At 59.9% G+C, this 18,409-nt stretch carries 16 protein-coding genes and 4 tRNA genes; 7 read left to right on the plus strand and 13 right to left on the minus strand.

The genetic code is table 11. The features are described from left to right. Positions 1–6: 6 nt before the first annotated feature. The 4 genes from AACP59_RS02135 to AACP59_RS02150 all read right to left on the minus strand — a co-directional run bounded on the left by AACP59_RS02135 (position 7) and on the right by AACP59_RS02150 (position 4,728). Positions 7–1,005, minus strand: coding sequence for a phosphatidylinositol mannoside acyltransferase (locus tag AACP59_RS02135; RefSeq protein ID WP_339349660.1), 999 nt, complete (start codon positions 1,003–1,005; stop codon positions 7–9). Positions 1,006–1,011: 6 nt separating this feature from the next. Beyond that, on the minus strand, positions 1,012–1,686 hold the full coding sequence (pgsA, locus tag AACP59_RS02140; RefSeq protein WP_297317101.1) for a phosphatidylinositol phosphate synthase: 675 nt from the start codon (positions 1,684–1,686) through the stop codon (positions 1,012–1,014). 14 nt (positions 1,687–1,700) lie between these two features. After that, positions 1,701–3,755 (minus strand): threonine--tRNA ligase, encoded by a 2,055-nt coding sequence (thrS, locus tag AACP59_RS02145; protein ID WP_297317102.1) that lies wholly within the window; start codon positions 3,753–3,755, stop codon positions 1,701–1,703. A gap of 115 nt (positions 3,756–3,870) precedes the next feature. Continuing rightward, on the minus strand, positions 3,871–4,728 hold the full coding sequence (locus AACP59_RS02150) for a PAC2 family protein (protein WP_297317103.1): 858 nt from the start codon (positions 4,726–4,728) through the stop codon (positions 3,871–3,873). 147 nt (positions 4,729–4,875) lie between these two features. On the opposite strand from AACP59_RS02150, the gene AACP59_RS02155 reads away from it, so the two are divergent. The 4 genes from AACP59_RS02155 to AACP59_RS02170 all read left to right on the plus strand — a co-directional run bounded on the left by AACP59_RS02155 (position 4,876) and on the right by AACP59_RS02170 (position 5,246). After that, positions 4,876–4,948 (plus strand) — tRNA-Gly (locus AACP59_RS02155). 28 nt (positions 4,949–4,976) lie between these two features. Further along, positions 4,977–5,047: transfer RNA gene (locus AACP59_RS02160), tRNA-Cys, on the plus strand. Between the two features lie 20 nt (positions 5,048–5,067). Continuing rightward, positions 5,068–5,139 (plus strand) — tRNA-Val (locus tag AACP59_RS02165). A gap of 34 nt (positions 5,140–5,173) precedes the next feature. Further along, positions 5,174–5,246: transfer RNA gene (locus tag AACP59_RS02170), tRNA-Val, on the plus strand. Between the two features lie 658 nt (positions 5,247–5,904). Here the strand turns inward: AACP59_RS02170 and AACP59_RS02175 are convergent. Both AACP59_RS02175 and AACP59_RS02180 read right to left on the minus strand, forming a co-directional pair. Then, positions 5,905–6,558, minus strand: a complete 654-nt coding sequence (locus AACP59_RS02175) for a helix-turn-helix transcriptional regulator (protein ID WP_297316808.1) — start codon at positions 6,556–6,558, stop codon at positions 5,905–5,907. A gap of 828 nt (positions 6,559–7,386) precedes the next feature. Further along, a complete protein-coding gene (locus AACP59_RS02180; protein ID WP_339349663.1) occupies positions 7,387–8,262 on the minus strand; it encodes an undecaprenyl-diphosphate phosphatase in 876 nt (291 codons plus the stop codon). Positions 8,263–8,371: 109 nt separating this feature from the next. Here AACP59_RS02180 and AACP59_RS02185 point away from each other — a divergent pair, with 109 nt between their 5' ends. Beyond that, positions 8,372–9,166 (plus strand): fructosamine kinase family protein, encoded by a 795-nt coding sequence (locus AACP59_RS02185; RefSeq protein WP_297316810.1) that lies wholly within the window; start codon positions 8,372–8,374, stop codon positions 9,164–9,166. An 88-nt stretch (positions 9,167–9,254) separates the two neighbouring features. On the opposite strand, the gene dnaJ is transcribed toward AACP59_RS02185, so the two are convergent. Together dnaJ and hrcA are read right to left on the minus strand one after the other, a co-directional pair. Continuing rightward, entirely contained in the window at positions 9,255–10,388 is a 1,134-nt protein-coding gene (gene dnaJ, locus AACP59_RS02190; protein WP_297316811.1) for a molecular chaperone DnaJ, read from the minus strand. Between the two features lie 70 nt (positions 10,389–10,458). Beyond that, positions 10,459–11,541, minus strand: a complete 1,083-nt coding sequence (gene hrcA, locus AACP59_RS02195) for a heat-inducible transcriptional repressor HrcA (protein ID WP_339349667.1) — start codon at positions 11,539–11,541, stop codon at positions 10,459–10,461. A 185-nt stretch (positions 11,542–11,726) separates the two neighbouring features. On the opposite strand from hrcA, the gene tkt reads away from it, so the two are divergent. Both tkt and tal read left to right on the plus strand, forming a co-directional pair. Next, positions 11,727–13,829, plus strand: coding sequence for a transketolase (gene tkt / locus AACP59_RS02200; protein ID WP_297316813.1), 2,103 nt, complete (start codon positions 11,727–11,729; stop codon positions 13,827–13,829). A 162-nt stretch (positions 13,830–13,991) separates the two neighbouring features. Further along, positions 13,992–15,101, plus strand: coding sequence for a transaldolase (tal, locus tag AACP59_RS02205; protein ID WP_297316814.1), 1,110 nt, complete (start codon positions 13,992–13,994; stop codon positions 15,099–15,101). A gap of 239 nt (positions 15,102–15,340) precedes the next feature. Here the strand turns inward: tal and AACP59_RS02210 are convergent, their stop codons facing one another. From AACP59_RS02210 to tpiA, 5 genes are all read right to left on the minus strand, one after another. Beyond that, positions 15,341–15,667 carry a ferrochelatase gene (locus tag AACP59_RS02210; RefSeq protein ID WP_339349668.1) on the minus strand — a complete coding sequence of 109 codons (327 nt, stop codon included), beginning with the start codon at positions 15,665–15,667 and terminating at the stop codon, positions 15,341–15,343. 121 nt (positions 15,668–15,788) lie between these two features. Next, a complete protein-coding gene (locus AACP59_RS02215) occupies positions 15,789–16,040 on the minus strand; it encodes a hypothetical protein (RefSeq protein WP_339349669.1) in 252 nt (83 codons plus the stop codon). Continuing rightward, positions 15,967–16,524, minus strand: coding sequence for a chlorite dismutase family protein (locus AACP59_RS09460; protein WP_370465954.1), 558 nt, complete (start codon positions 16,522–16,524; stop codon positions 15,967–15,969). The genes AACP59_RS02215 and AACP59_RS09460 overlap by 74 nt, the downstream gene beginning before the upstream one ends. A gap of 742 nt (positions 16,525–17,266) precedes the next feature. Next, positions 17,267–17,515 carry a preprotein translocase subunit SecG gene (gene secG, locus AACP59_RS02220; RefSeq protein ID WP_297316817.1) on the minus strand — a complete coding sequence of 83 codons (249 nt, stop codon included), beginning with the start codon at positions 17,513–17,515 and terminating at the stop codon, positions 17,267–17,269. 60 nt (positions 17,516–17,575) lie between these two features. Then, complete coding sequence (gene tpiA, locus AACP59_RS02225; RefSeq protein ID WP_297316818.1) at positions 17,576–18,358, minus strand: triose-phosphate isomerase; 783 nt, start codon at positions 18,356–18,358, stop codon at positions 17,576–17,578. Positions 18,359–18,409: the final 51 nt, after the last annotated feature.

An 18,409-nucleotide genomic window follows, 5' to 3' on the forward strand; every position in this document is an offset into this window, starting at 1 on the left:
CTGCCCTCAAGACCGGTCCCCCTCTCCCCTGCCCTGCCGTTTCCGGATTTCGACTCGTATGTGTTCAGGTACCCCGTGCATCCTGGACAGGTCCAGATCCTCGATGAAGATCGGCTGGAGCATGTGCCAGTCCTCCGGGTGCTCCCCGATGCCCCGGGCCCACTGGTCGACCCAGGCCTGGGTCAGTTCCCGGACGGCCCGGTCCCGGGGAAGATCCTGGAAGGCCTCGGTGTCTATGGGACCGTCGATCGAGCAGATGTATCCGCGTGGTGTACCGGCCTGTCGTCTGCGTTCACCACTCAGCTTCTCCCGGTACATGTTGACCGTGTAGAGCGGGAGATGGGAATCCAGGGCGATGACCGCAGGTCCGGCAGCCACCCGGATCCACGAGTCAAAGGCTCTGACGAAGACCCCGTTCCGGCTCAGGTCCCGATCCGCCAGGAGGGGGACGACCTGTCCCGGATCCGACAGGATGCCGGTCAACCGTTCGATGATTCCCGATTCACCGGTCAGGATGATCCGGATGCCCAGGTCACGACGAATCTGGGCAAAGGCCTCCAGGAGCGACCGGTCACTGAGCCGTTCAGCCACCGTGGTCACGGGACCAACGGCCCTGCCGGCCCAGAAGCCTGCATAATCCCAGTTGCCCTGATGCCCCATTCCGATCGGCACGGACCGGGATTCGATCATGGCCTTGGCCGGGTCCGGGAAACCGGTGCCGGCGGGCCTGATTCTGGCCAGGAGCTGTTCGGGGCTGCGGGCACCGACGGTCAGGGCTTCGGAAAAATAGGTGAAATAGGAGCGCATGCCCAGTCTGCTCACATGGCGGAGCCGCTTCCTGCCCGCAGACCCAAGCACATGGGTCAGATTGGCCTCGAGCTGCTTGACCCCTCCGATGCGCAGGAGCCAGGAGATGTCGGCGCAGAGGAGGAAGAACCCTCGTATCAGGGTTTCAGGCACCCACCGGGCATACCGTGCAGTCAGAATCAGTAGGCGGTCCAGCATGGGGCCTCACTCGTGGCTGGGATCGGCCGGCCGCGGGTTCCTGTTCATATCTTGGCTGACATGACTGATGCGTTGCCAGACCGTGACGATGCCCAGAAGGGCGAGGGCCACCAGGAAGCAGCTGAGGACTGCCAAGGGGAGACCGGCACCTGTCAGGGCCATGCCCACCAGGATGATGACCAGGCGGTCGGACCTGGTGGCGATGCCGTTCTTGGCTTCGAACCCCTCGGCCTCAGCCCTGGCCCGGGCGTATGAGGTGACGAAGGAGGTCATGATGGCGAAGAGGGCTGCGGCCATGCCGATCTGGGCCCAGATATCAGGTCCCTGATGGGACCCGTCAGCCATCCAGAGAACCTCATGGCGACGCAGATAGACGATGACACCGGTCAGGACCGCCCAGTCGGCGATTCTGTCCAGGGTGGAGTCCAGGAAGGCTCCGAACTGGGTGCCGCCACCGGTCATGGAGGCCACCGACCCATCCAGGGAGTCGAAGGCCACCAGGATGGCCAGGACGATGGCCCCGGGCAGGAGCCAGCCGGTCAGGCCGGTGGCGATGGCGACGATGACGGTACCGGCAGCGCCGATGATGGTCACCCCGTTGGCGGTGACCCCGATCCTTACCAGGCCCCTGGCAATAGGTGCGATGATGCGTTTCCAGGGGCGACGTAGATGTTCGAACATGGTTCCGTCCTGCCTCAGGCTTGCTCTGAAGCCGTGGCCGAGGTCTGCGAGGTGAAGTCGTCAACCGAGTTGATCTGGACCCTGGTCGAGATGGCCTCGGCGATCCAGGCCCTGGCGGACTCCACGGGAACCCCGTTGAGCTGACTGCCATCCCTGAATCGGAAGGAGACCGCATTCTTGGAAACGTCTTCCTCGCCGGCAATCAGGATGAAGGGGGCCTTGGACTTGGCCGCATTGCGAATCTTCTTGCCGAACCTGTCATCGGACCGGTCGATCTCGCAACGAACCATGTCATCCCTGAGGGTCTCCAGGAAGGATTCCAGGTGGGGGGCGAACTCATCGGCCACCGGAACCGCCTGGACCTGGACCGGGGCCAGCCAGGCGGGGAAGGCGCCGGCGTAGTGCTCCAGGAGTATGGCGAAGAAGCGCTCAATGGAGCCGAAGAGGGCCCTGTGGATCATGACCGGGCGCTGGTGTGACCCATCGGCGGCCACATATTCGAGCTGGAAGCGCTCGGGCAGGTTGAAGTCCAGCTGGATGGTCGAGACCTGCCAGGTGCGCCCGATGGCATCGCGGGCCTGGACCGATATCTTGGGACCGTAGAAGGCCGCTCCCTCGGGGTCGTCCACCAGTTCCAGACCGGAGTCCTTGGCCACCTCGGCCAGGGTGTTGGTGGCCTCCTCCCAGACCTCGTCGGACCCGACGAACTTGTGGGGGTCCTTGGTGGAGAGCTCCAGATAGAAGTCGTTCAGTCCGAAGTCCTTGAGGACCTTCAGCACGAACTGGAGGAGACTGGTCAGCTCCCCCTTCATCTGGTCACGGGTGCAGTAGATGTGGGAATCGTCCTGTGTCAGACCGCGTACACGGGTCAGGCCGTGGACCTCGCCGGACTTCTCGTAACGGTATACCGTCCCGAACTCGAAAAGCCGCAGGGGCAGCTCCTTGTAGGACCGCTGCCTGGACTTGAAGATCAGGTTGTGCATGGGGCAGTTCATGGGCTTCAGGTAGTAGTCGAAGCCCTGCTTGGTCACCTGGCCGTCGGAGTTCTGCTCCTCATCCAAATGCATGGGCGGGTACATCCCGTCCTTGTACCACTGGAGGTGTCCGGAGATCTCGTAGAGGTGGCCCTTGGTGATGTGCGGCGTCTGGACGAAGGAGTAGCCGTTCCGACGGTGCATCTGACGGGAGTAATCCTCCATGGCGTTGATGACCGCGGCTCCCTTGGGATGGAAGACGGGCAGGCCGGGCCCTATCTCGTCCGGGAAGGAGAAGAGGTCCATCTCGGCACCCAACTTGCGATGGTCGCGTTTGGCGGCCTCCTCCAGGCGGGAGATGTAGGCCTTCAGGTCATCTTTGGAGGCCCATGCCGTGCCGTAGATGCGCTGGAGCATGGGGTTCTTCTCGTCACCGCGCCAGTAGGCGGCGGCCGTCCTCATCAGCTTGAAGCACTTGATGTAACGGGTGTTGGGCAGATGGGGCCCACGGCAGAGGTCGCTCCAGACCGTCTTCCCATCCCGGTCCAGGTTGTCGTACATCGTCAGCTCGCCGCCGGTGGCCACCTCGGTGGCCTCTTCACCGCTGATTTCGGCCTCCTTGGCCCCGATCAGCTCCTGCTTGTAGGGTTGGTCCTTTTCTTCGGCACGGGCCTCGTCCTCGCTGACCACCCGCCTCTGGAAGCGCTGGGAGGACTTGATGATCTGCTTCATCCGCTTCTCGATCTCCTTGAGATCGTCAGGGGTGAAGGGCTTCTCGACGTCGAAATCGTAGTAGAACCCGTCCTTGATGACCGGGCCGATGCCCAGTTTGGCATCCGGGCGGATCTCCTGGACGGCCTGGGCCATGACATGGGTGGCCGAGTGGCGCATGATGGCCAGACCGTCCTCGCTGGTCAGTGCGATGGGCTCGACGGAATCACCCTCGTGGAGGGGGGTGTAGAGGTCGCGTGGCTGGTCGTTGATCCTGACCGCAATGATGTCCTTGTCATCAGCAAAGAGCTGGACTCCAGTCTGATCCGCTGCCACCTCCTTGTGTTCACCGCTCAAATTTATGGAGATGTTCGACTGTGTCATGAATGCCGTCCTTGCTATCGGAGCCCGCGTTACAGGGTGCAGGCTGGACATGGTTATCGAGGACAGATTATGTCGTAAGTCAGACAAGGGCGGGAATCATGGTCCGGCCCGGACCCTAGTCCTCGGGGCTCCGTCCGGGGCCCTTGTCGCCCATGGAACGCAGAAAGTCCTCAGCCTCCTTGACCAGCTCCTGGGCGGTCGGATCATCCAGCTGGACGTTCATCTGGTCTTCCGACTGTTTGTCGGTCTCCATCTCCAGACGGTGCACGTAGCTGGCCAGGTCGTCGTTGCAGTGGAGGAGGACGGATGCCTGGGCCTTCCACTCCAGTGCCTTACGCGGCAGGTTCCCCTGTTCCAGGTCCATGCCCAGCATGGAGGAGAGTCTTTCCAGGAGCTGCAGGGTGCCCTGGGCGCATTCATCGCTGCCCAGGTACTGGGGCACGGACACCCAGACGGATTCGGTCGTATACCCGTCCTGGGTGGCCAGGGCATCAAGGACCGTGGGGATGCCGATGGGGCCGGAATGGCCGTCCGTGTCGGTCAGGGCCTGGTCGCTGGCCAGGTCGTCGATAGGCAGGGGCCTGGTGTGGGGGCAGTCGGCGAACATGGAGCCCAGGGTGATGATGGAATCCACCTCGTAGTCCTCAACCATGTGGATGCTCTGCCGACAGAATTCGGTCCAGCGGTAATTCGGCTCGGGGCCCATCTCCAGGAGGAGGGTGTGGTCCTGATCGATCTGGACCAGGTAGAACTTGGTGGACGGCCAGATGATCCGCCTCCGGCCCTGTACATGACAGAGCATGGGTCGCGACATCTGGTAGTCGTAGAACCCCTCGCCCTGGATATTGCCCACCTCGCGGGAGTCATAGACATCGAGAAGGTGGCGGATGACGTTGGTCGAGGCTGAGCAGGCATCATTCCAGCCGTCAAAGGCCGCCACCATGACGCAATGCTGCTTGGCTTCTTCTCTCATACCTCTCACATTACCGGTAGGAAGCCGCTGATACGCGGGGTATGCCATCAGCGGAGGGTGGGCGACACGCTCTTCTTGCCTCATTCCGCATTCACGGATATAGTAGTTACTCGTGCTCAGGCAGTCATGCCTATGGCTGGTTGAAGTGCGGGCATAGCTTAGTTGGTAAAGCGCGACCTTGCCAAGGTCGAGACCGCGGGTCCGAGTCCCGTTGCCCGCTCGAGGTTTTCGAGCAGTTTAACCAATACGGTGGGTTAGCCAAGCGGTTAGGCAGCGGCCTGCAAAGCCGTATAGACGAGTTCGACTCTCGTACCCACCTCTCTCGCAAGAGAATGACCCGGGCGGTTGGCGCAGAGGTAGCGCACTTCCCTGACACGGAAGGGGTCACTGGTTCGAATCCAGTATCGCCCACGAGGATCGCGGTTATGCGGTCGTTCAGGATTTCGGGCGATTGGCGCAGCGGCTAGCGCACTTCGTTCACACCGAAGGGGTCGCAGGTTCGATTCCTGCATCGCCCACCCCAATCCGATGTGTGAGCTACCGTTGGTTCGCCGTTTTTCGTGTTCCCCTCCTTTGTGGGTTGGTCTTTGATGTGCCCTGCAACGCCTGCCGTTGAATCTGGTCGAGGATAAGTACCTAAGGAAACAGGGGCCAGGTCCAACATGATAATGATTTATCATTGGCCCTTCAGGATCTGAGTTCATCGATGAGCACCGCTGAAGCACACCTGGTCGATTTTTCCTGAAATAACCCGATTCGACACGTACGCTGAGCTCGAAGCTTGTGATTGACCGAGGCTTGTGATAATTTGCTATTTGTTCCCTGTAGGTGCAGATGGCGAGGTATTGAGCCGTCGTTACGGATGAAGGGTGGTGGCATGCTGATGGAGCGGAGTCCTCTTGTGCGGACTTCGATGGCTCCTGCCGCTGTGCTCAGCGGGTTCGAGCAATGGTTGGCCCGAACCTTTGAACTGAGACCTTTCGTATAAGGTGTGTCATACTTCGGCGATCCGAGCGTCGGGTCGCGGTCCGATCCTCAGAGATTTCCCATCATCGTGGATTTTTCCGGGGTTCGATATTCAATTCCCCTCCGGCAGCGTGAAGAAATATACCCCCCCCCCTCTCCCCTGCCGGAGGTTTTCTTATAGGTGGACAGGGGGGTGAAAGCGGGTGGAAGCTACTTCAGCGCCTGCAGGTACCTGTAGAGGGTGGGCACGGAGATCTTGAGCTCTGTTGCCACAATATTTACGGCACCCTTGATCAGGAAGATGCCGCGATCCTTGATGTCTTTGATGATCCTGAGACGTTCGATCCTGCTCAGCTTGTCAATGGGGACCTGAATCTGTTTTATTACGTCTTGGGCGATCCTGCGGATATTCTCCTCGGGGTCCTCGTCCAATACCTGGCTTGGTATGCCGGAAGAGACCATACCATTGACCGAATCCGTTGTACTGATGGTCTGCAGTAGATGTGCGGCCCTCTGAAGCTCAGTGATGTTGATATTGATGCAGAGGACGCCGATGATATGCTCCTCCTGGTTGCGAATGAACAATGAGGACACCCTGAACTGATGGTTGTTCAAATCGCGGCCTCGGTAGTCGGAAATAAAGTCGATACCGCTATCTTCGGCTTTTCGGGCCAGCTCCAGCGTCTCCTTGGTCATGGCGTCGCCCTTCTTGCGGCCGGACAGGTGACCGTTGCGAATGAAGACGATGGAGGCATGCGGCCTGTGCAGATCGTGCACGGCGATTTCGGCCATAGGTCCGAAAGCATCGGACAAGAACTCGGCCAGAGGGGAAACCTCCATGATGTTTGCAACTGTAAAGTGCATTGCTGGTCCTCAACATCCTAACAGGGCAGATTACTCTACCGGTTGATGTCATCGGAAGCGGACGTGTCCATCCGTATGAGCTTCCTGTTCTGTTGTGATTCTCGAACTCGTCATCTACCACCCGAGCCGATTGCGTGCATGACTTTCGTCCTACCGCAACGGTATTCGAGAAAGCATCCACATTATCGCATGGCTACGTGATGTTTTGCATCTGTTGGATCCGGCCTGTCGTGTCGTTCGGGCGGGTTGTGAGATATGTGGTTCTGCCTGAAAAATATAATGGAGAAAGTACAGGAAATGTCAAGTACAACGCAATCCGTAGGCAACAGGACAAATGTTACTTTGGTCACCCTTGCTGTTTCGCGGACTCGTTCATGATGGCCATCGAGAGAACCATCGTCTTCACTGCCATGCCCACAATCGTCCCCGATCTCCACGGGCCAGCCGTCATGAATCGGGTCTATCCCATATATTTGCTGACGACCGCCGTAACCACACCGATCTCGGTCTTGTCCTGGTATGATCCCCGTGTTGCTGTATTTCGCACCTGCCTATGCATATGACCTTGTCCGATTCGGCGGGAAACCAGATATGTGACCAGATAGAGGCATAGGCTGCGGCGCGGCCTCCGACAGGGAGATCTGCCGACCGTCCTACCCTCTTTACGAGCATGGTGAAAAGTCTGGTCACGGGGGTGTGACCGGCAGCAAGCACCGATTGTCCGACAACCTCAGCTGCCTCGTTCGCCATCACTTCAGGCTGAACGCTCCTAACGAGCAGGTTCCGCCGCCGGACGGAGTGTGCAACCGAACCTGGCCGGTTCCCGCGTCATGCGGCGGCAACACCCCCGACGGCCGGTATGACATGGAAGATCAGGAGCAGGGCCACGATGAGGGCAAGACAGATTCGGTAGATGACAAAACCCCGGTAGGAGAACCGTGAAACGATTTTCAGGAAGGCGATGATGACGAAATAACCGACCAGGAAACTGACCAGGGTGGCGCAGATGGTGGCACCCCATCCGGGGAAGGCAGCATCGGCATCGATGTTCCTGACCGACTTGTAGGTCTCCAGGATGCCGGCACCGAATACGGCCGGGATGGCCATCAGGAAACTGACACGGGTGGCGGACTCTCGAGTGTATCCGAGTCCTCGGCCGAAGGTGATGGTACCCCCGGAACGAGAGACACCGGGAATCAGGGCGAGCATCTGTCCCACGCCGAAAAGGATGGCGTCCCTGACGTTCATCTGCTTGATTTCCTTGGTTTGGCGTCCATGCCTGTCGAAATAGTCCAGGAGGAGACCGAAGACGATGAGGACCACTACGGTGATCCAAAGATTGCGCAGTTTGGTCTCAATCATCTTCTGGAAGATCATTCCGGCCAGAACAATGGGGATGGTGCCGATGATGATATACCAACCCATGGCGGCATCGTGGTCGTCGGTACCCAGGCGTTTGCGCCAGGAGGTTCCGTCCTTGCCCAGGAGGCAACGGAGCCAGTGGGTAAGAATCCGCGCAATGTCATGGCGGAAATACAGGAGGACCGCAAACTCCGTGCCGAATTGGATGATCGCGGTGAAGGCCGCTCCCGGATCCTGTCCCAGAAGCCCTCCCAGGATGCGGATGTGGGCGCTCGATGAAACCGGGAAGTATTCGGTCAGGGCCTGCACCAGGCCGAAAAGCATGGATTCAAAGAAGTTCATGATATGAGAGCTTAGCCTTCAACCATGGGCTTGTGGCGCGTGAAGGTGGCATGTCTCGCAGAATGCCCACAATGGAATCGTCGGGCTATCGCGCAAGGGAGGTACGGACATGGTCGGAACATACAGGAAGTCACGCGGAGGAGCACCCGCCGGGTTCTTCGAGTGTGAAGGGCTCGGTCTGCGTTGGCTGGGTCAGGCACAGGCGGTGGGTGGTCCCAGGGTGGTCGATGTCTATGACTGGGGCAAGGACCATCTCGATATCGAAGAGGTGGATTCAACCTCGCCCAGCGGTGGTGCGGCATATAGGTTCGGCGCCCAGCTGGCCCGAATGCACGATGCAGGAGCCGATCATTACGGCTCCGCCCCGGAGGGATATCATGGAACCTGCTACTTCGGCCCCCTCCAGGACCCCCTCCCCATGGCAACGGGAGATTGGGACGATCCGGCGACCTACTGGGGGCAGGCTCGACTTGAGCCCATGGTCCGGATGGCCGTGGACAGGCGGGCTCTGAACCAGGGCGATATGGATATGACCCGTCAGATCATCCAGGCCTTGCCGGAGATGCTGGGTGCCGCGGCCGATGACAGGCCCGCCAGGGTCCATGGCGATCTGTGGAGCGGCAATGTGATGTGGACCAGGAACGATGGTCAGACCGAGGCGGTCCTGATCGATCCGGCGGCGCATGGTGGACATCGTGAAGAGGATCTGGCCATGCTTCATCTTTTCGGCATCCCCTATTTGAGTCAGATCATGGATGGCTATCAGTCGGTCCACCCGCTGGCAAGGGGGTATGAGAATAGGTTGACCCTCTGGCAGCTTTATGCAATCGCCGGGCACTGTGCCTTCTTCGGAGGCGGGTACGTGAGTGAATACCGATCCATGTGTCGATCCCTGCTTGGCTGAACGGGAAGGAACCGAGCATATGGATAGGCCCCGGTTGTGGAGGTAATCCTGCAGGGCCCGGGGCCTATCCGTATACTCGGGGGTCTCGCTAGTTGAAGATGTCCTTGAGCCTGTCGAAGAGACCCTTCCTGGCACCGGCTCCTGTGGGCTTGGAATCCTGTGGGATCTCCCTGGCACCCGAGTCATGGCTCTTGGCGAAGTCCTCAATCAGGCCGCGCTCCCGATCGTCAAGCTTGGTGGGGATCTGAACCAGAACATGGACGACGATGTCGCCTCGGTCCTCCTTGCTCCCCAGCCTGGTCACCCCCAGACCCTTCATCGTCACTTCATCGTCGGGCTGGCTTCCGGCCGGTATCTGAATCTGGCGGGGGCCGTCGAAGGTATCCAGGTCGACGGCATGGCCCAGGACGGCCCAGGTCATGGGGATGGAAATCCAGCAGTGGAGGTCCTGACCACTGCGTGTGTATCGTTTGTCGGCCTTGATGCTGATATCGATATAGAGGTCGCCGGCGGTGCCGCCCCCTTCGCCCACCTCGCCCTGGGAGGCCAGACGCAGACGCGATCCGTCAGCGACGCCTGCCGGGACGTTGATGCCCACATCCCGCCTGACCCTGACCCTGCCGTGTCCCTGGCATTGCGGGCAGGGATGCTCGATGATCGTTCCGTGACCTTCGCAGCGTTCGCAAGGTGCCTGACTCATCATCTGGCCAAGGAGGGTGCGTACCACTTTCTGGGCATACCCCCTCCCCTGGCAGACCGGGCAGGTGACCGGCGAGGTTCCTTTCTGGGCGCCGGAGCCGCCGCACTCCTGGCAGAGACCGAAAGTGTGGATCTGCGTGTGAACCGTGCCGCCGAAAATGGCGGTCTTCAGGTCGATGTCGACCCCGGCCAGGGCATCACGTCCCGGCTGTGTGCGCGGTATGGGACCCCGTGAATCCGCTCCGAAACCGCCGCCGAAGAATTGGCTGAACACATCGCCCATGTCGAATCCACCCGCAGCGGACGCCTGCGGATCATTGGGGTCCACACCCTGGTCGTACATGCGTCGCTTCTGGGGGTCCGAAAGCACCTCGTAGGCGCTGTTGACCTCCTTGAATCTATCCTCGTACTCCGGCCCGGCGATGTCCGGGTGGTACTTGCGGCTCATCTTCCGATAGGCCCTCTTGATCTCATCGTCGCTCGCCGTGCGCTCGACGCCCAAAACCTCGTAGTAATCTGCCACCGATATTCCTTCTGTGTTTCTGTGCTGGCCTATTCTTCCACAGACCCGAGTCAGCTAGGTCCCAACGGGCTTACTGTTCTTCCGCCCCGGCCAGAAAACCGGTCAGGTAGGATGCCACGGCCCGGACCGCGCTCATGGTCACTGCATAGTCCATATGGGTGGGTCCGATCGACCCGACGAAGGCGATCGGTTCATCGGTCAGATCCGCATCGTCCGCACCCGATCGTTGCTGATGGGCATGACCATAACCGGATGTCACCACCGACGCATGAACCAGCTCCGGAGTCTGGGTTTCGGTCCCGATGGCCACGCTGACCCCGTTGTTCTCGCGGGAAAGCTCACTCTGTGCCTTCATCAGCCTCATCAGGACCACCTGTTCCTCAAGGGCATCCAGAAGGGGGGCAAGGTCTCCAATGGACACGGCCTGGCTGTGGGTCAGCTGTGAGGTGCCAGCCATGTATATTCCGCTGGTCTGCTCCTTGGTGGCCATCTCGTCGAAGACGGCGGCCAGGATGCGAAGCATGGACTTGGCGTCGGATTCAGGGTTGAAATCAGCCATGAGCTGGCATCGTTCGGCCGCCTGGGTCAGCGGCAGGTCGTGGCACTGCTCGTTGATCATGTCCGAAAGACCTGCAAGGGCATCCGGGGCTGGTTGGTGGGAGCCGTGGAGGGTGCGTTGCACGACCCTGCCGGTATCCGTGATGACAACCACCAGGACGGACCCCCTCCCCAGTCTGATCAGTTCGGATCGTCTCAGGTTCGAATGGGCCAGTGAGGGTGAGGCCACCACGGCTATCTGCCCGGTGATCTGCGCAAGGAGGCGTGCGGCGTGTTGAAGGGTGTCCTCAAGGTTGACAGACCCCGACAGGAAGACGTCTATGCCCCTGCGCTGGGCGGCGGAGAGAGGAACCACCGTGGCCAGACGATCGACAAAGTACCGGTACCCCTTCTGGGTGGGGACGCGTCCTGCCGAGGTATGGGGCTGAATCAGATAGCCCTCTTCCTCCAAAGCGGCCATATCGTTGCGGACGGTTGCGGAGCTGACCCCCAGGTGGTGGTTTCTGGTCAGGGATCCGGAACCGACTGGTTCCTGAGAGCGGATATAGTCCTCTACGACGGCGCGCAGGACCAACATGCGTCTGGTATTGGCCAATGATGCTCCTTCCGTCATGACTCAAGTCTTAGCACTCTGATTGCGAGAGTGCCAAAAGATAGTGCGAAGAGCCGAATCGTGTCGGCTCGCACCGATATCATGGGAGTGCAATGTGAAGGTAATCGAACATTTTCGACACAAGTCGAACATGGAGACCTCTCAATTGGAAGGAAAGTAGATACCATATGTCCAATTTCACATGGTCTGAACTCGACGAGCGGGCGGTCAAGATGGCCAAGGTCCTCTCAGCCGATGCCGTCGAGAAGGCCGGCAGCGGTCATCCCGGCTCACCCATCTCCCTGGCGCCCATCGCCTACACGCTCTATCAGCACTTCCTCAAGCATGATCCCAACGATCCGGACTGGGAAGGCCGCGACCGCTTCATCCTTTCGGGTGGTCATGCCTCTCTGACCCAGTATGTGCAGCTCTACTTCTCCGGATACGGTCTCACCCTGGACGATCTGAAGCGGTTCCGTACAGCAGGAACCCGGACTCCGGGCCATCCCGAGTATGGTCTCACCCCCGGCATCGAGATGACCACCGGCCCACTGGGGCAGGGGCTCGCCTCGGCCGTCGGTTTCGCCTATGGCCAGCGTTACGAGCGCGGCCTGCTGGATCCCGATGCTCCCGCCGGGCAGTCCCCCTTCGACCACAACATCTGGGTCATCTGCGGCGAAGGTGATGTTGAGGAGGGTGTCTCATCGGAGGCCAGCTCGTTGGCCGGTGACCAGCAGTTGGGCAATCTGACCGTTATCTTTGATGCCAATCACATCCAGATCGAGGGTGACACCAAGATCGCTCTGGGCGAGGATATCCTCGAGCGCTATCAGGCCTACGGCTGGTATACCGATGAGTTCAGCTTCATCCAGCCCGATGGGTCCTACAAGGAGGATACCGAAGGCCTTGCAGCCGTGCTCGAGAAGGCCCGGCAGGTAACCGATCGGCCGAAGTTCATCAAGGTCGATACCCTGATGGCCTGGCCCACCCCCGGCAAGACCAATGACCCCTCCGCCCATGGTTCCGCTCTGGGCGCCGAGGCGGTCGCCGCCTTGAAGACCACCTTGGGATATGATCCCCAGCAGTCCTTCCAGGTTGACGAGGAAGCTTTGGCCCACGCTCGTGAGGTCGCCCAGCGTGGACTCGCGGCCCACAGGGAATGGGACCGGAGCTACCAGGCCTGGCGCCAGGCCAACCCCGATAAGGCCGCTCTGCACGACAGGATTCATGCCGGCAAGCTGCCCGATGGTTTCGACAAGGCCATCGATGATCTGGAGATGAGCTTCGAGGCCGGTTCCAAGGTGGCAACGCGTAAGGCGTCCGGTGCGGTCATCAATGCCGTGGCTCCGATCATGCCCGAGCTCTGGGGAGGCTCCGCCGATCTGGGTGGGTCCAACAACACCAATATCAACGGCGCCGTGTCCTTTGCGCCGGAGTGCGATGAGACGGTGCAGTGGCCCAAGGCGAACAAGTACGGTCGTCAGCTCCACTTTGGCGTGCGTGAGTTTGGCATGGGTGCAATCACCAATGGCATCCTGCTCGGATCGGATACCCGGCCCTTCAACGGGACCTTCTTCCAGTTCTGCGACTATGAGCGTCCTTCGGTGCGGCTGGCCGCGCTGATGGACATCCCCAATCTCTACATCTGGACCCACGATTCAGTAGCCCTGGGTGAGGATGGTCCTACCCACCAGCCGATTGAGCATCTGTCCGCCATGCGCGCCATCCCCCAGATGGAGGTTGTGCGTCCGGCCGATCAGTTCGAGACCGCCGAGGCCTACCGTGCCTTCTTTGAGAAGGACAACACCCATCCCACGGCAATGATTCTGACCCGCCAGGGTGTACCTACCCTGGAGGAGACCAGGACCAGGGCGCGCGATGGTGTTCGCAAGGGAGCCTATGTTTTGGTCGATACCGAGGGTCGGCCCGACGTGTTGATCATGGCCACCGGGTCCGAGGTCCAGCACGCCGTGGCCGCCGCCAAGACCCTCGGTGAGCAGGATGTCAAGGCCCGAGTCATCTCCATGCCCTCCATGGAGTGGTTCGAGGAGCAGGACGACGACTACAAGGAGGAGATTCTCCCGGCATCCGTCAAGGCCCGCGTCTCGGTCGAGGCAGGTTTGTCCATGCCCTGGTACAAGTACCTTGGTTCCTATGGCAAGCCCGTATCCATCGAACGGTTCGGTCTGCAGGGCAGTGGTGACGAGAACATGCGTGACCTGGGCATCACCCCGGAGCATGTGGTCGAAGCCGCCAAGGCCTCCATGGAGGAAGTCCGCAAGGCCTTCTGATTCGACCCGGATCAGCCTCCGCATGCACCTGCCCGCAGGGACTGATCCATCTCCCCCTTCCGGTCGGCAATATGTCGCCGGCCGGAAGGGAATACCGAATATGGCTTCGTGGTGAAGCATACTGAATGTGTTACCGTCAAGAACCCAAAAAGGAGTTACAAGATGGCAGAAAATGCAAATACACAACGTACGAGCGACTCGGGTGTTTCAATCTGGCTGGATGATCTCAGCCGTACCCGTATCGAGTCCGGCAATCTGCAGCAGCTGATCGCCGAACGCAACGTGGTGGGCGTGACCACCAATCCCTCAATCTTCCAAAAAGCCCTGAGTCAGGTTGGTCCCTATGACGAGCAGCTCAAACAGCTGGGGCGCATCGATGTCGAGGATGCCGTACGTGAACTGACCACCACTGATGTGCGCAACGCCACCGATATCTTCCGTGAGGTCGCAGAGAAGACCGATTACGTGGATGGTCGCGTCTCCATCGAGGTGGATCCCCGTCTTGCCCACAACACCGAAGAGACCGAGAAGCAGGCCGAGCAGCTCTGGGCCAAGGTGGACCGGCCCAATGCCATGATCAAGATTCCCGCCACCCTGGAGGGTCTGCCCGCCATCACCGCAACCCTGGCCAAGGGCATTTCGGTCAACGTGACGCTGATCTTCTCCCTGGAGCGTTACCAGCAGGTCATCGATGCCTTTATCGAAGGCATGGTCCAGGCCGACAAGAACGGCCATGACCTGAAGCACATGGGTTCCGTGGCTTCATTCTTCGTCTCCCGCGTGGATACCGCCGTGGACAAGCTTCTGGAGGCCAACGGATCCGATGAGGCCAAGTCTCTGGAGGGCAAGGCTGCCGTCGCCAATGCACGCCTGGCCTACGAGCTCTTCGAGTCGGCCTTCGACAAGGACTCCCGCTGGGCTGGCCTGGAGGCCAAGGGCGCCAAGCGTCAACGCCCGCTCTTCGCCTCGACAGGAACCAAGAACCCTGCCTATTCGGACTGCAAGTATGTGGATGAGCTGGTTGCCCCACACATCGTGAACACCATGCCCGAAAAGACCCTTGAGGCCCTGGCGGCCCACGGCAACGGCTCACCCTCCATCAAGGGCACCTACGAGGAGAGCCACCAGGTCATGCAGAAGCTGGCAGACTTGGGCATCAGCATTAAGGATGTGACCGACAAGCTCGAAGCCGACGGTGTCGCAGCCTTCATCGATTCGTGGGATTCGGTCCTCTCCGACGTCCAGAAGGGTATTGATCGAGTCAACGGCTGAGAATCTGGCCGCGGGTCTTACAACCATCGGCCATCATTCTTGACCAAGGACGCAGACGAGCACCCCACCCGGTACGGATCCGGATGGGGTGCTCGTCGTTCCCTCTGTCAGAAATCCTGGTAAACCGGAACCTGATCGGTCTGTTCGCCGCTATCGAACCCACCGGTTCGGCATTTATTCGACCATCTGTTCGAGGGTGCTGATCAGGACCGGGCTATCGTTGGGCATGTTGAGTCTGATCAGGTTATTCCTGTGGACTGAACGGCCCGAGACAGCTCCAGGTCAACGTCGTCGCAGACCCCCGGGTTGTCTGCGACGAAGCCGATGGGGGCGGAAACGGTGGTTTTGACGTTGCCATCGGCGATCAGATTCATGGTGAACGAAGCAAACCGGGACGATCCATGGTTCCTCGGTACGTCCGGCAGACTGCCAGGCCGGGATGTACCGGTCCTGACGATCCCCTCCTCCCGGGCCACGGCCTTGGTCAGACCGACCACCTCATACGTTGTAGGGGTTATCCCTCCCTCGATGACGTGCCGAGGAAGGGAGTGGGCGCTGAAAATCACCCTGGGTATCGGACCTGCCGGTCAGTTTCTTCATGCAATCAGCTGGTCCTTTCGGAAATGGAGCAGATCCCGGTGGTTCCGCCAGGACCGCATTGGCAGCTGGGTCATGCCCGAATGGGTTTCAACGGGGCCTGGCGGGCACATAGTAGCCCTCACTCGAACAGACGTAATACTGGAGACTGATTACCCGGGTGATGCCGTCCGTCACGATGGTGTCAATCGAGGCACTGATGAATGGGGCAATGTACTTCAATCCCTCATAGACCTTGCCGGAGTATGAGCGTCTTATCCTCCCATGATCATGCATCTGGGTCCAGCGTTGGTCGAAGGGAATTGTGTACCAGTTGGCACCCGGTAGGCGGGTTTTCGACATGGGGAAGATGCAGATATATAGGGCTTGTCCGGCGCGAGGGGGTGAAGACTGGCGTTGATATGGAGAACCAGCCACGGTCGGTCGTCGGTTCGCCGGAATAGAGACAGACCTCGGTGACGGAGACATAGGAGATCGTGGAGACCAGATGGTCGAAGAGGTGTAGCTTCTCCAATGAGGTCTCGATCTCCTGAAGTCCATCCGGCATCTCCCTGAGAATCATAAGACCAAGGTCCGCCTCCTGTCCGTTGACCCGGCACCAGTAACGGCCTCCCTTTCCCTCGTATTGAAGCCTGATACAAGAAACGGAGACCAGGACCGCGAATTCATCCAGACAGTCCTGCCGTTCCCGTGACGGCACCTGCCGGCAATTGGATCGATCGATTTTCCGGAAGAGGTGGAAGCAGAACCAACCTTCAGGACTCGGTGCGACTTGCTCGGCCATGGGTATGTTCCTTCGCTTGCACAGTGTGATGGCTGCACCCATGTACAACGCGATTGGAGACCAATCTAGCGAGTATGGGGTTTGTGCGGAGAGACCGTCTCATTGATGTGCGAATCCCACTCGGGAAATTCTGTCAGGGTGCTCACCCTCCATGTGGGACATAACAGGAAATGAAGGAATACCCGAGGTATGAGGGGGCCATCCTGCCTGCACCCGAACAACGGCATCGATTGCTTGTTCTTGTTTTACAAGTGCTTTCACACCGTGCAACCCTCCCTGGAAGGGCTGGGGATCACCGGACCATCTCACGACCCTGTCGGAGGCGGAGATCCTCCGACATTGCCTATGTCAAATCGCGTATGTCCTCCGGAGGGAATCAGATTGGGTCGATCGAATTGAAGATTCGGTCCATCCCCTCCCCCGGCTCTCAATGCCACAGATTCACGACGCGTGACCGCCTGTCCTGCCCTCTCAGGTTTTGGTCCGCAAAACGGACTTGTGACTGTCCACGGTTTCGGGAATGGATGTCGAGGCTGATGTTTCTGTGTGGATACAACCAGGGACGGAACCAATCGTCCGACCACGCCCTCTTCGAATCGACTGCGGAACCCCCTCTTACAGGGATACGCTGTGACGGCTCCCCGACCATATCGAACCTCATGATTCAGATCGGCACAGGTCACGCTTCCGCACAGGGTTCAAGCGGTACCTCCCAGGACTTGGGGACTGCTTCCACGGGCATAAAAAAGCCCCGACCGCCGGCCGGAGCGACAACTGAATCGGATCAGGCGATCTTGTACTTGGCCATCAGGCTCAGCGCGATGATGATGGCCACCCAGATCAGGGCGACGATGATGGTCAGGCGATTCAGGTTCTTTTCCGCTACGCCCGAGGTGCCGGCGTTGGAGCCAATGCCGCCGCCGAACATGTCAGACAGCCCGCCGCCCTTCCCCTTGTGCATCAGAATCAGCAGTGTGAGCAGGATACTGGCGATAACGACAACGACTTCCAAGGCAATTTTGACAGCGGCCACGGCAACCTCCAGAACAATAGATTACTCCATATTGTACAGACACCCGGGGATGAACCCCAATCAACCCTTGGCGGCAAGACGGACGATCCGCGCGAACTCCTGTACATCCAAAGAGGCGCCCCCCACCAGGAACCCGTCCACATCGGGCTGCTGAATCATCTGGGATGCATTCTTGGATGTGACGGACCCGCCATAGAGTATCCTCACCGTCTGGCCAGCGCGGTCTCCGAACTGACGACCTATGTGCTCTCGTATGGCCTGGGCGGCGTCCTGGGCGGTCCGAGGGGTGGCCACCATGCCGGTGCCGATGGCCCAGACCGGCTCATAGGCCACAATCAGGTTCTCCATGTCGTCCTGTGACAGGTCACGGGTCACATCATTGACCTGGCCGACGGCGAATTCCAGTTCGATGCCTTGGCGACGTTCCTCGTAGCTCTCCCCCACACAGAGGATGGGCTTCATCCCCGCGGCAAGAACGGCACGGATCTGATCCACGATGTTGGCATCATCCTCCGGGTGGTACTTGCGTCGCTCGGAGTGCCCGACGATGACATAGGTGCATCCCAGCTGGGCCAGCATGTCGGCGGAGACGTCACCGGTGAAGGCGCCTTGGGAGGTGACCGAGACGGACTGGGCCCCATAACCGATCGGGAGGTTGTCGGCCTCGACCAGGACCTGGACCGAGCGCAGGGCCGTGAAGGCGGGCATCAGAGCCACCTGGCAGCGCTTGTGGTCGAAGTGGGCATCTCGCAGGAGCCAGGCCAGCTTCTGCACAAAGTAGGTGGCTTCGAGGTGGTCGAAATTCATCTTCCAATTACCGGCCACCAGGGGAATGCGTGCCATACCAGACCTTTCCAACCTCTTGATCGCGACGGGACTGCGGGACAGACGCCA

It is taken from the genome of Bifidobacterium indicum (assembly GCF_036987015.1).
GTDB classification, from domain to species: domain Bacteria; phylum Actinomycetota; class Actinomycetes; order Actinomycetales; family Bifidobacteriaceae; genus Bombiscardovia; species Bombiscardovia indica.

Bases quoted from the DNA above. Each gene is read 5' to 3' on its own strand.
- AACP59_RS02135 (WP_339349660.1), bottom strand. From the start codon at position 1,005: ATGCTGGACCGCCTACTGATTCTGACTGCACGGTATGCCCGGTGGGTG.
- pgsA (WP_297317101.1), bottom strand. From the start codon at position 1,686: ATGTTCGAACATCTACGTCGCCCCTGGAAACGCATCATCGCACCTATT.
- thrS (WP_297317102.1), bottom strand. From the start codon at position 3,755: ATGACACAGTCGAACATCTCCATAAATTTGAGCGGTGAACACAAGGAG.
- AACP59_RS02150 (WP_297317103.1), bottom strand. From the start codon at position 4,728: ATGAGAGAAGAAGCCAAGCAGCATTGCGTCATGGTGGCGGCCTTTGAC.
- AACP59_RS02175 (WP_297316808.1), bottom strand. From the start codon at position 6,558: ATGCACTTTACAGTTGCAAACATCATGGAGGTTTCCCCTCTGGCCGAG.
- AACP59_RS02180 (WP_339349663.1), bottom strand. From the start codon at position 8,262: ATGAACTTCTTTGAATCCATGCTTTTCGGCCTGGTGCAGGCCCTGACC.
- AACP59_RS02185 (WP_297316810.1), top strand. From the start codon at position 8,372: ATGGTCGGAACATACAGGAAGTCACGCGGAGGAGCACCCGCCGGGTTC.
- tkt (WP_297316813.1), top strand. From the start codon at position 11,727: ATGTCCAATTTCACATGGTCTGAACTCGACGAGCGGGCGGTCAAGATG.
- tal (WP_297316814.1), top strand. From the start codon at position 13,992: ATGGCAGAAAATGCAAATACACAACGTACGAGCGACTCGGGTGTTTCA.
- AACP59_RS02215 (WP_339349669.1), bottom strand. From the start codon at position 16,040: ATGTCGAAAACCCGCCTACCGGGTGCCAACTGGTACACAATTCCCTTC.
- AACP59_RS09460 (WP_370465954.1), bottom strand. From the start codon at position 16,524: ATGGGTGCAGCCATCACACTGTGCAAGCGAAGGAACATACCCATGGCC.
- tpiA (WP_297316818.1), bottom strand. From the start codon at position 18,358: ATGGCACGCATTCCCCTGGTGGCCGGTAATTGGAAGATGAATTTCGAC.